This window comes from Microbacterium sp. M1A1_1b, from assembly GCF_053345565.1.
Genome location: NZ_JBKFAJ010000004.1, coordinates 163,145 through 174,200 on the forward strand (window position 1 = coordinate 163,145; position 11,056 = coordinate 174,200).

Consider the following 11,056-nt stretch of genomic DNA (forward strand, 5'->3'; position numbering starts at 1 on the left):
GCGACCAGCAGACGGACGGGAGGCGGGGTGCCAGCTGGCACCGCGCCTCCCGTTGCGTCGTTCGGTCCGGCGTCAGGCGGCGCTGATGCGTGCAGCCGTGTCGCGGATCAGGGCGGTCACCGAGGCGCGGACGGCGTCCGGGTCGCTGGCCTCGTGGCGGGCGGAACTGCGGAGCGCCGTCATCACCATGCCGAGCAGCATCTCGGCGGCCTGGGGCGTCGCGGCGTCCGGACCCCACGCGGGATCACGCTCGAGCACCGTGCGGACGGCACCGGTCATCGCCTCGGCGACCGTCGTCATGCGGGTGACCTGGCGGCGCATCAGCTGCGGGAAGCGCACCAGGACCGCTTTCCGGGTCTCGCGCTCGTGCTCGTCGCCGAAGGTCTCGCCGAAGACCAGGAACGCCAGGTCCACCACCGCTTGTGCGGCAGGACGGCCAGCGACGGCCCGCAGATGCGACGCCAGAGTCTCCGGGCTCAGGTCGAGCTCGGTGTGCCCGAGGACCGCGTCCTCCTTGCTGTCGAAGTAGTTGAAGAAGGTGCGCGGCGAGATGTCGGCGCGCGCGGCGATCTGCTCGATCGTGGTGTGGTCGATGTCCTGCTCGAGCGCCAGCGACCTGGCGGAGTCGGCGATCCGGTGCCGTGTCTCGATCCGCTTGCGGTCACGGAGACCGAGTGCAGGGGACGGGTCGGACACAGACATGGCTCGACTGTAACCGGGAAGTCGCAGTGTCTACAGCAGATGCAAACTTGCATTCGTGCAGTGGACAGTACGGTGGGCACATGACGACTCCCGTACTCGAGGCCAGGGGCCTCACGAGGACCTACGGCCGTGGCTCCGCACGGTTCGATGCGCTGAAGGGCGTGTCGCTGGCCGTGCACCAGGGCGAGAGCCTGGCGATCGTCGGCAAGTCCGGGTCGGGCAAGTCGACACTCATGCACCTGCTGGCACTGCTCGACAAGCCGTCCACCGGCGAGGTCCTGCTCGACGGCGCCGACGCGGCGACCCTCAGCGCACGCCAGGTGAACCGCACCCGCAACAGCACGTTCGGGTTCGTGTTCCAACAGTTCTTCCTGACGCCCAAGACCTCGGTGCTCGACAACGTCGTGCTGCCGCTGAAGATCGCGGGCGTCTCCGGGGCCGAGCGGAAGCGTCGGGGCATGGCGGCGCTCGACGCCCTCGGGTTGGCGGACAAGGCCAAGAGCGACGCGAACGACCTGTCCGGCGGGCAGAAGCAGCGCGTGGTCATCGCGCGGGCACTGGTGGGGGAGCCGAGCGTGATCTTCGCCGACGAGCCGACCGGCAACCTCGACACCAACACGGGTGAGATCGTCGAGGACCTGCTGTTCGGCCTGCAGCGCGACCGTGGCATCACGCTCGTGGTCGTCACGCACGACGAAGAACTCGCCGCGCGGTGCGACCGGAGCGTCAACGTGCGCGACGGGCTCATCGTGGGCGGGTCGGACGGCACGGCGGGGGCACCCGCTCCCGCTGCTACCTCGACGCCAGTCGCACCCGCGTCGGCATCCGCTTCCGCCGTCCCGGACCAGCCCGAGCACCACGGAAGGCACTCCGCATGAACGCCCTCGACCTGCTCCGCACCGCGGTGGGCAACACCTTCCGCTCCAAGCTGCGCACCACGCTCACGGTGATCGCGATCTTCATCGGCGCGTTCACCATCACGCTGACCTCGGCCATCGGCACGGGCGTCGGCAACTACATCGACACCCAGGTCGCCTCGATCGGGGACACCGGCACGCTGACCATCACCAAGACCGCCGACACCGGGTCGACCGACGGCGGGCCCGCGAAGTACGACCCCGACGAGTCCAACCAGAGCGTCAACCGTGGCCCGGCGTCGTTCGCGTACCTGTCGCAGTCGGACGTCGACGCGATCAAGAAGGTCTCCGGCGTCACGGACGTCCGCCCGGCCGTCGCCCTGTCCCCGAAGTACGCCGAGTACGACGACAACGGCAAGTACGTCGTGTCCCTGACCGCCAACGCGGGTGAGATCAAGGCCGACCTGGCCGCGGGGAAGCAGCTCGACGACAGCGCCTCCGGCAACCAGGTGATCCTGCCGACCAACGACCTGAAGTCCCTCGGGCTCGGCAGCGCGAAGGCCGCCGTGGGCAAGGAACTGACCTTCGCGGTCGACGACTACCAGGGCAAGGAGCACACCCTGACCGCCACGGTCGTCGGTGTGCAGAACGAGTCGCTGTTCGGCGGCGGTGCAGGGGCGAACGCGCCGCTCACCGACGCCATGCAGTCCGCGCAGGAGACCGGCAAGCCGTCGTCGATCGCGACCTCGTACGCCAGCGCATCGGCCACGCTGGCATACGGTGCGTCGGCGTCGACCGTCAAGAGCGCCCTGTCGAAGGACGGCTACACGGGGCAGACGATCCAGGACCAGCTCGGCCAGTTCCAGACGGTGATCAACGGGATCGTGGGCATCCTCAACGCCTTCGCCGTGATCGCCCTGGTCGCAGCCGGCTTCGGCATCATCAACACGCTGCTGATGAGCGTGCAGGAACGCACCCGCGAGATCGGGCTGATGAAGGCCATGGGCATGGGCGGCGGCAAGGTCTACACGCTGTTCTCGCTCGAGGCCGTCTTCATCGGGTTCCTCGGCAGTGCGATCGGCGCCGGTGTGGCGATCGGGCTCGGCACGGCGATCTCGAACGTGCTGGCGGGCACCGTGCTCAAGGACCTGCCCGGGCTGCAGATCCTGCAGTTCGCACCGTCATCGGTGATCACGATCATCCTGGTCGTGATGCTCATCGCCTTCCTGGCCGGCACGCTGCCCGCCCGTCGCGCCGCGCGGCAGAACCCGATCGAGGCCCTGCGCTACGAGTAGCCCGTCCCGATCACGCAGCGGGTCCCGTCCGGCGCGGACGGGACCCGCTGCGTGTGCCTGGTGTCAGCACCGTGGTGGCGTACGGACGGGACCTCGGTGACGGGTACTCGCTGACGCTCCGCGACCTGACAACGGTGCGACCCGTGCACGAGCTCGTGCTCGCGAACCTCGACCGTCACGGCCGCCGAGCCGTGGGCGTGGGGCCCGCAGACGCTGGCGGGCACCGAGCGCTACACCGAGCGCATGCTCGGCCAGTACGCGATGGACCGGTCGCTGCCGTGCGTCATCCGGGCGGAGGACCGGGTCGTCGGTGTCGCACCCCTCGGCGGACATCGCGCCCCGGTGTGTCGTGGTGCGATGTGTCGCAGGGGGTGCGATCCGTCGGGTCAGTTGCCGGACGTGGCGTGCGACCAGACAGCCAGGGTGCCGAACGCGACGAAGCACGCCACCGCGATGATCCAGATCGCCAGGGCGACCGCGTTCAGCAGGATGCCCCAGCCGGCACGCCCACGGGCCATCGGTTCACGCCCGCGGGACATGATGCCGAGGACCAGCCCGACGATCGGCGCGAAGAACGTCCACCCGGCGAGCAGCGAGCAGATGCCGAGCACCAGGCTGGCGGTGCCGAGGCCGGTGCGGGAAGAAGCGGGGTAGGTGACCATGCGTCCAACGGTAGGGAGACCGACCACGGCGAGTCGTCCCTCCAGGCGGTGATCCGGGTCACCCTGCGGACGGAGGGTCGTCCTCCGCCGGTATCGTCGAGGGCATGGCTCTGTTCGGACGGCGCGGCAAGGACTCGACCGAGCGACCCATCAGCCAGGTCGAGCTGAAGCGGGCGGTCGACGAGGGGTTCCTGATCTCCAAGGCCGCGGTGACGATCGCCGTGGCCAACCGCATCATCACCACCTCGTTGCGTGACCAGGGGTTCTTCGACCACGCCGTCGCCGCCGAGTCCGTGCGCGAAGAACTGCACCGGATGGCAGAGGAGCAGCGCGGCGACGCCGAACGCATGCGGGACATCCGCTCGAAGGCGCTCAAGCAGAAGGGGCGATCGAAGCACCAGCACGACTACAAGCGCGGCGACGACCTGGCGCTCCGGATGCGCGAGGCCACCTACGACCGCCTGGCCGACATGCTGGACGGCCGTCGGGACGACCAGGGGTTCGTCGACCGCATCGTGCTGGCGGCCCGTGCCCGTGCGTGGGACGACATCGGCACCACCGTGGTCGGGCGACTCGGGTGGGCCCAGCGGCCGGAAGCGGGCTACGAGGTCGGCCGCGACGACCGCGTGCAGGAGATGCTCGAGCAGGACTTCGCGGCGCTGCTGGCGGAGCACCCCGTCGGGTCCGGGCCGAGCGCGCTCGAGGACACCGACGAGCCGGACGACCTGGACGAGCCCGACGCGGGCACGGACCCGGCGAGTGCGGACACCGCGCGCTCCTAGCGAGAGCGCCCGTTGGTCGTCCGCCGGAGCCGGGCCACCCCGAAGGCGCTGACAGCGCCGACGACGGCCAACGCTGCTGTTGCTCCGCCGAGGCGTGTGGGCAGGGGCCCTGTGACGTCAGCAACAGCGATGAGGACGATGGAGAGCGCGATCGCAGCCCCGCCGCACGCGGCGGCCACGACGAGCATCAGGACGGAGAGCAGGCGCATGAGGGGCGTTCCTGCTCGGTCATCGCTGGCGCAGGCGTCGACGGCGTCGAATGGCGGTGCCGAGCATGCACCCACCGGCGCCGCTGGCGATGCCGAGGGCGAGCGCCCCGACGAACTCGTTCGGGGAGCCCCTCGTCGCTGCGGCGAGCATGCAGCCGGCAACGAGCATCGCGACGCTCAGGACCGTCGCGAACGTCACACTCCCCAGGATGATCGTCATCACGTACTTCGGATCTTCAGCGAACGGCATACCTGACATACTAGATCCAGGAGGACCGCCAACGCCATGACAGATCGTGTCCCCACACCGCCGTGGATGAAGGCCCTCGGGTCTGCGCTGGTCCTGGTCGCCTGCGCGGTCGCTGCGCTCGTGCTGGGCGTGGCATCCGACGTCGGCGCGGTGTCCGTCGTCCTGACCCTGCTGCCGGGGCTGGTGGCGTTCTGTGCTGGCATCCTCCTGCTGGTCGGTTCGGTGTCCGTCGCGGTGGACGGTCGTCATCCGGTTCCGCCCGGTCTTCCGACGCACCGTTCCGTTCGCCGACATCGCTTCGGTGTCCGTGGCCGAGCAGTCCTGGTCCGACTTCGGGGGAGTCGGTCTCCGCTGGAGGCGGAACGCGACGGGCCTGATCCTCGGCAACCGGCCTGCACTGCGCATCCGCACGGTGCACGGCCACGTGTACGTCGTCCAGTGCGCTGACCCGAGCGGTACCGCGGGCGCGATCGCCGCCCGGGTCGGACCTGCGAAGACCTCGAACCAGGCGTGACTGCTCGAGTCCATCCCAGGTCGTAGTGTTTGACATATCGACCCGATCCGGTAGGCTCGCCCCGTAACGCCCCAGGACCATTCGGCTCGCCGGACTCCTGGGGCAATCGTCGTCTTCAGGGGGGAGCGGATGATCGATCCAGCCCGCTTCGCAGCGCTTCCGACGGGGGACGGCGGTGTCGACCTGGTGCTCGCCCGGCGATCCGATGTCCTCGAGAACGGCAACGCGATGATCTGATCAGGGACCGCGGGCCATGCTGGTCGAGCACGGGTGGACGACACGGACAGGAGCGCGCGATTGGTCGATGCGGTGGTGGTCGGGGCGGGACCGAACGGGCTCGCCGCCGCGGTGACGCTGGCGCGCGCGGGACTGTCGGTCGAGGTCGTCGAGCGCAACGACACGATCGGCGGGGGTGCCCGCACGGCCGAGCTCACGCTGCCCGGGTTCCACCACGACGTGTGCTCCGCCGTGCACCCCATGGCGTTGCAGTCCGAGTTCTTCCGCCTGTTCGGCCTGCAGCACAGGATCGAGCTCCGCCTGCCCGAGGTGCAGTACGGCCATCCGCTCGACCACGGTCGCGCGGGCATCGCGTACCAGGACCTCGAGCGCACGGCCGCGGAGCTCGGTGTCGACGGCCCGGCCTTCCGGAGTCTGATGGGACCGCTCGCGCAGCACGCCGACCGGGTCGCCGACTTCGCCACGGACGCCCTGCTGCATGTTCCCCGCCACCCGCTGACGGTGCTGCGCTTCGGCCTGCGGGCACTCGAGCAGGGGACCGCCGCGTGGAACGCCCGCTTCCGGCAGGACGTCGCCCCGGCGATGGTCAGCGGGGTCGCGGCGCACTCGATCCAACACATGCCGTCGCTGTCGACCGCGGCCGCCGCACTGTCGCTCGGGTCGTACGCGCACGCCCGTGGCTGGCCGGTGCCGATCGGCGGCAGCCAGGCGATCGTGGACGCGCTCGCCGCGGACCTGATCGCCCACGGCGGCACGATCGAGACCGGTCGCGAGGTCCGATCGCTGGGTGACCTGACCCCCGCCAAGGCCGTGCTGTTCGACACGAGTGTCCCCGGCATGCTGCGGATCGCGGGAAGTCGGATCCCGTCACCCCGACGTGGCGCGCTCCGCCGGTTCCGCTTCGGCAACGCGGCGGCGAAGGTGGACTTCGCGCTGTCGGACGCCGTGCCGTGGGCGAACCCCGAGCTGCGTCGTGCCGGCACCGTGCACATCGGCGGGACGCGGCAGGAGATCGCCGAGGCCGAGGGCGCCGTCGCTCGCGGGCAGCACGCCGACCGGCCGTACGTCCTGGGCGCCGAACCCACGGTCGTCGACCCGTCCAGGGCGCCCGCCGGCAAGCACGTCTTCTGGGCGTACGCGCACGTGCCCGCGGGATCGGACGTCGACCCCACCGAGGCCGTCACCCGGCAGATCGAGCGCTTCGCCCCGGGCTTCCGAGACACGGTCCTGGCCTCGAGCTCGCGGACCGCGGTGCAGATGGGCGAGTACAACCCGAACTACGTCGGCGGTGACATCGCGGCGGGGGCGGCGAGCTTCTGGCAGCTCGTCAAGCGTCCGGTGCTGTCGAGCGACCCGTGGCGGATGGGCGGCGGGATGTACCTGTCGTCCGAGGCTGCCGCGCCCGGACCGGGTGTGCACGGCATGGCCGGCTGGCATGCCGCTCGCAGTGCCCTGCGGCACACGTTCGGTCTGCCCGGAGACGTCGACCTGAGTCCGGAGGAGTGACCACCATGGCCAAGAACGTCCGCATCCTGCGCTGCACACCCCAGGATGTCTTCGCCGTGCTGGGCGACGGCTGGCTCTACCCCACGTGGGTGGTCGGCGCCTCGCGGATGCGCGGCCAGGACCCCGGCTGGCCCGCGGTCGGCACCGAGATCCACCACTCGTTCGGCATCTGGCCGCTCGTCATCGACGACACCACGACCGTGCTGGAGCACGACGAGCCACGACGACTGGTCATCCAGCCGCAGGGCTGGCCGATGGGCGAGGCCCGCGTCGAGATCGACGTCGAGCCGCATCCGCGCGGCTGCCGGGTCACCCTGCGCGAGAACCCGGTGCGGGGGCCGGGCACCCTGGTGCCCCGCTTCATCGCGCAGCCGAGCATCTGGATCCGCAACCACGAGAGCCTGCGTCGGCTCGGCTGGGTCGCGACCGGTCGCGCCGGACGCGACTGAGCATCGGACGCGACTGAGCGCCGAACGGACTGAGCGCCGGACGGGAGGCCCGGTGCCAGCCCGCCCCGGGCCTGGCGTCCGCGGTCCGGTCGCCTACACGGCGCGGCTGAACTCGCTCGCGCGTCGCACCTGGTCCTCGGTGAGCGCGACGCCCGTGTAGCGCTCGAACTGCCGCGCTGCCTGCAGCGCGATCACCTCGGCGCCGGTGACGACGTGCTTGCCCGCGGCCCGACCGGCGCGCACCAGCGGGGTCTCGGACGGGAACGCGACGACGTCGAAGACGGTGTGCGCCGCGTCGATGCGGTCCGGCTCGAACGCGAGCGTCTCCGCCTGGTCGCCGTCCATGCCGAGCGGCGTGACGTTGACGAGCACGTCGGCGTCACCAGCTTGCGACTCGGTGCTCGCCCAGTCGTAGCCGTACTGGTCGGCCAGCGCCGGACCGGTGTCCGCATTCCGGGCGACGACGGTCAGGCGGTCGAAGCCCGCGCCGCGGAACGCCGCGGTGACGGCTTTGGCCATGCCACCGGAGCCGCGCAGCAGCACGCGGGACGCGGGGTCGACGTCGTGCGACACGAGCAGTGCGGCGACTGCCTCGTAGTCGGTGTTCGAGGCGGTGAGCACGCCGTCGTCGTTCACCACGGTGTTGACGGACTGGATCGCGGCCGCCGAGGCCTCGATCGTGTCCACGAGGGGGATGATCGCCTCTTTGAAGGGCATCGACACCGAGCAACCACGGATGCCGAGCGCGCGGATGCCCGTGACGGCACCCGGCAGGTCGTTCGTGGTGAACGCCTTGTACACGAAGTCCAACCCGAGCTCGTCGTACAGCACGTTGTGGAAGCGGGTGCCGATGTTGCTCGGTCGGGCGGCGAGCGAGATGCAGACCTGCATGTCCTTGTTGAGGATGGGCATGCCGGCAGTCTCCCACGGCCACGCCGATGGAGCGGTCCACACCGACGGCGGCCGCGACCAGGGGTAGCGTCGATGCCGATGAGTGATCTTCCTGAGACCATGCGAGCCGTCCGTCTCGACGCGTGGGGGGACCGGAGCGTCCTGCACGTGGCCGACGTCCCCGTACCGACCGTCGAGCCCGGACGCGTGCTCGTCCGGGTCCGCGCCGCCGGCATCAACCCCGGTGAGTCGGCGATCCGCCAGGGTGTGTTCGGCGGTGACCTGCCGTCCGGGCAGGGCACCGACTTCGCCGGCATCGTCGTCGCGGTCGGCGAGGGTGTCGACGGGATCGACGAACACGAAGAGGTCCTGGGCTGGTCGTGGGACCGCGCGAGCCAGGCGGAGTACGTGTCCGTCCCCGCCGAGCAGGTCGTGCAGAAGCCCCGCCTGCTCGACTGGAACGTCGCCGGTGGGCTGGACGTCGTGGCGACCACGGCGGCCGCAGCCGTGCGCGCCGCCGACCCGAAGCCGGGGGAGACGGTCGTCGTCTCCGGCGCTGCCGGCGGTGTCGGCGGCTTCGTCACGCAGCTGCTCACGAACGAGGGCATCGACGTGATCGCGGTCGCGTCCGAGGCCAACCACGAGTGGCTCGCGTCGAAGCGCGCCCGCCCCGTCGCCTACGGGGACGGACTGCAGCAGCGCATCGAGGAGCTCGCCACGAACGGTGTCGACGCGCTCATCGACACGCACGGCGCCGAGTACGTGCACCTCGGCATCGCGCTCGGGATCCCGGCGGACCGCATCGAGACGATCATCGCGTTCGAGGCCGCTGCCGAGGTCGGGGCGAAGGCCTCCGGCAGCGCCGACACCGCCGACCCGGAGATCCTCGGCGCGCTGGCGCAGATGGTCGCCGAGGGTGCGATCGAGGTCCCCGTCGCGGCGACCTACCCGCTCGAGCGGGTGCAGGACGCGTTCGAGGAGCTCGAGCAGGGCCACACGCGGGGCAAGATCGTCCTGATCCCGTAGCGGCTCGATGACGTAGCGTCTGCGTCATGAAGTCACTCACGCGCCCTCGTTCCGGTCGTCTGCTCGCAGGCGTGTGTGCCGGCATCGCCGACCGACTCGGCCTGCCCCGGCTGCTCCTCCGTGTCGTCTGGGTGATCCTGAGCCTGTTCCCGGGCCCCCTGTGGATCGCCTACGTCGTGCTGTGGATCCTGATGCCCGGCGAGGGCGGTCGCCGCCGCTGAGTGCCGCTCGGACGGTTGACCGTCCGGACGGATTAGGGTGGCGGACGTGCCGGTCTCCGTCTTCGATCTCTTCAGCATCGGTGTCGGGCCGTCGAGCTCGCACACCGTCGGGCCGATGCGGGCCGCCGCCGCCTTCGCCGAGCAGGTCGCCGCGCTGCCGGTCACGACGATCCGCGTCGACCTGTACGGCTCGCTGGCGTCCACCGGCCAGGGCCATGGCACGCTCCGTGCCGTCGCGGCCGGGCTGACCGGGGAGCAGCCGGAGACCGTCGACCCCGACGCGATGGCGGCCGCGCTCGACGAGCTCGAGCGCACCGGCGCGCTGCGGCTGTCCGGTGGGCAGACCGTGCCGTTCCGCCTGCGTGACGTCGTCCAGCACCCGCTCACGATGCTGCCGCGGCACCCGAACGCCATGCGGTTGCGAGCGTTCGACACGAGCGGGTCCGAGATCGCCGTCGAGACGTACTACTCCGTCGGTGGCGGGTTCATCACCCGCGACGGTGCGGACGAGCCCGCTGCGGTGAGCGAAGCGGCGATCCCGGTCGTCGACGCCGTGCCGCACCCGTTCTCGAGCGGTGCCGAGCTGCTGGCCGCCTGCGCCCGGACCGGCCTGCCGATGAGTGGGATCGCGCTGGCGAACGAGACCGTCACCCGCTCCGAGGAACAGGTCCGCTCCGGCCTGCTCGGGATCCACGCGGTGATGGAGTCGTGTGTCGACCGCAGCATCCGCCGTGTCGGCACGCTGCCCGGTGGGCTGGACGTCCGTCGCCGCGCCGCGACCTGGCACGAGCAGCTCGTGCGGGACGACCCCGACCACGACCCGCTCTTCGCGATGGAGTGGGTCAACCTCACCGCGATGGCCGTCAACGAGGAGAACGCCTCGGGCGGGCGGGTCGTCACCGCGCCGACGAACGGTGCGGCGGGCATCATCCCCGCCGTCCTGGCGTACGCACTGACCTACGTGCCGACGATCACGCCGACGATGCGCGACGACGCCGTCGTACGGTTCCTGCTGACCGCGGGCGCGATCGGCTCGATCTACAAGGAGCGCGCATCGATCTCGGGCGCCGAGGTCGGCTGTCAGGGCGAGGTCGGCTCCGCGGCGTCCATGGCGGCGGCCGGACTCGCCGAGCTGCTGGGTGGGACCCCGGAACAGGTCGAGAACGCCGCGGAGATCGCGATGGAGCACAACCTCGGGCTGACGTGCGACCCGATCGGCGGCCTGGTGCAGATCCCGTGCATCGAACGGAACGCGATCGCGGCGAACAAGGCGATCAACGCCGCGCGTATGGCGCTGCGTGGCGACGGCGTGCACCACGTGTCGCTCGACCAGGTCGTCGAGACCATGCGGCAGACCGGGGCCGACATGTCCACCAAGTACAAGGAGACCGCGATGGGCGGTCTCGCGGTGAACGTGCCCCTGTGCTGAGGGCCCGACGGCACTGAACCCGACCG

At 70.8% G+C, this 11,056-nt stretch carries 14 protein-coding genes; 9 read left to right on the forward strand and 5 right to left on the reverse strand.

The annotated features are described in order from the left end of the window. Positions 1-72: 72 nt before the first annotated feature. Positions 73-702, reverse strand: a complete 630-nt coding sequence (locus tag ACLBWP_RS11290) for a TetR/AcrR family transcriptional regulator (RefSeq protein WP_243560776.1) — start codon at positions 700-702, stop codon at positions 73-75. Positions 703-782: 80 nt separating this feature from the next. On the opposite strand from ACLBWP_RS11290, the gene ACLBWP_RS11295 reads away from it, so the two are divergent. Together ACLBWP_RS11295 and ACLBWP_RS11300 are read left to right on the forward strand one after the other, a co-directional pair. Next, positions 783-1,580 (forward strand): ABC transporter ATP-binding protein, encoded by a 798-nt coding sequence (locus ACLBWP_RS11295; RefSeq protein WP_243560778.1) that lies wholly within the window; start codon positions 783-785, stop codon positions 1,578-1,580. Beyond that, on the forward strand, positions 1,577-2,854 hold the full coding sequence (locus ACLBWP_RS11300; RefSeq protein ID WP_447655264.1) for an ABC transporter permease: 1,278 nt from the start codon (positions 1,577-1,579) through the stop codon (positions 2,852-2,854). Before ACLBWP_RS11295 ends, ACLBWP_RS11300 begins: the two co-directional genes overlap by 4 nt. Positions 2,855-3,240: 386 nt before the next feature. On the opposite strand, the gene ACLBWP_RS11305 is transcribed toward ACLBWP_RS11300, so the two are convergent. Then, complete coding sequence (locus ACLBWP_RS11305; protein ID WP_447655265.1) at positions 3,241-3,516, reverse strand: hypothetical protein; 276 nt, start codon at positions 3,514-3,516, stop codon at positions 3,241-3,243. 104 nt (positions 3,517-3,620) lie between these two features. Here ACLBWP_RS11305 and ACLBWP_RS11310 point away from each other — a divergent pair, with 104 nt between their 5' ends. Beyond that, on the forward strand, positions 3,621-4,298 hold the full coding sequence (locus tag ACLBWP_RS11310; RefSeq protein WP_447655266.1) for a hypothetical protein: 678 nt from the start codon (positions 3,621-3,623) through the stop codon (positions 4,296-4,298). Here ACLBWP_RS11310 and ACLBWP_RS11315 read toward each other — a convergent pair. Then, positions 4,295-4,507, reverse strand: a complete 213-nt coding sequence (locus tag ACLBWP_RS11315; protein WP_447655267.1) for a hypothetical protein — start codon at positions 4,505-4,507, stop codon at positions 4,295-4,297. The genes ACLBWP_RS11310 and ACLBWP_RS11315 overlap by 4 nt on opposite strands. A 19-nt stretch (positions 4,508-4,526) precedes the next feature. Further along, positions 4,527-4,757, reverse strand: a complete 231-nt coding sequence (locus tag ACLBWP_RS11320) for a hypothetical protein (protein ID WP_447655268.1) — start codon at positions 4,755-4,757, stop codon at positions 4,527-4,529. Positions 4,758-5,064: 307 nt separating this feature from the next. Here ACLBWP_RS11320 and ACLBWP_RS11325 point away from each other — a divergent pair, with 307 nt between their 5' ends. The 3 genes from ACLBWP_RS11325 (at position 5,065) to ACLBWP_RS11335 (ending at position 7,463) form a co-directional block, all read left to right on the forward strand. Beyond that, entirely contained in the window at positions 5,065-5,271 is a 207-nt protein-coding gene (locus tag ACLBWP_RS11325) for a hypothetical protein (RefSeq protein WP_447655269.1), read from the forward strand. 297 nt (positions 5,272-5,568) lie between these two features. Beyond that, positions 5,569-7,014 (forward strand): phytoene desaturase family protein, encoded by a 1,446-nt coding sequence (locus ACLBWP_RS11330; protein ID WP_447655270.1) that lies wholly within the window; start codon positions 5,569-5,571, stop codon positions 7,012-7,014. A gap of 5 nt (positions 7,015-7,019) precedes the next feature. Beyond that, positions 7,020-7,463 carry an SRPBCC family protein gene (locus tag ACLBWP_RS11335; RefSeq protein ID WP_447655271.1) on the forward strand — a complete coding sequence of 148 codons (444 nt, stop codon included), beginning with the start codon at positions 7,020-7,022 and terminating at the stop codon, positions 7,461-7,463. A gap of 93 nt (positions 7,464-7,556) precedes the next feature. On the opposite strand, the gene ACLBWP_RS11340 is transcribed toward ACLBWP_RS11335, so the two are convergent. Next, positions 7,557-8,375 carry a shikimate 5-dehydrogenase gene (locus tag ACLBWP_RS11340; RefSeq protein WP_447655272.1) on the reverse strand — a complete coding sequence of 273 codons (819 nt, stop codon included), beginning with the start codon at positions 8,373-8,375 and terminating at the stop codon, positions 7,557-7,559. A 78-nt stretch (positions 8,376-8,453) separates the two neighbouring features. Here ACLBWP_RS11340 and ACLBWP_RS11345 point away from each other — a divergent pair, with 78 nt between their 5' ends. From ACLBWP_RS11345 to ACLBWP_RS11355, 3 genes are read left to right on the forward strand one after another with little or no spacing between them, the layout of a single operon-like run. After that, on the forward strand, positions 8,454-9,380 hold the full coding sequence (locus ACLBWP_RS11345) for an NADP-dependent oxidoreductase (protein ID WP_243560797.1): 927 nt from the start codon (positions 8,454-8,456) through the stop codon (positions 9,378-9,380). Between the two features lie 26 nt (positions 9,381-9,406). After that, positions 9,407-9,601 (forward strand): PspC domain-containing protein, encoded by a 195-nt coding sequence (locus ACLBWP_RS11350; protein WP_447655273.1) that lies wholly within the window; start codon positions 9,407-9,409, stop codon positions 9,599-9,601. A gap of 46 nt (positions 9,602-9,647) precedes the next feature. Continuing rightward, entirely contained in the window at positions 9,648-11,030 is a 1,383-nt protein-coding gene (locus ACLBWP_RS11355; protein WP_447655274.1) for an L-serine ammonia-lyase, read from the forward strand. Positions 11,031-11,056: the final 26 nt, after the last annotated feature.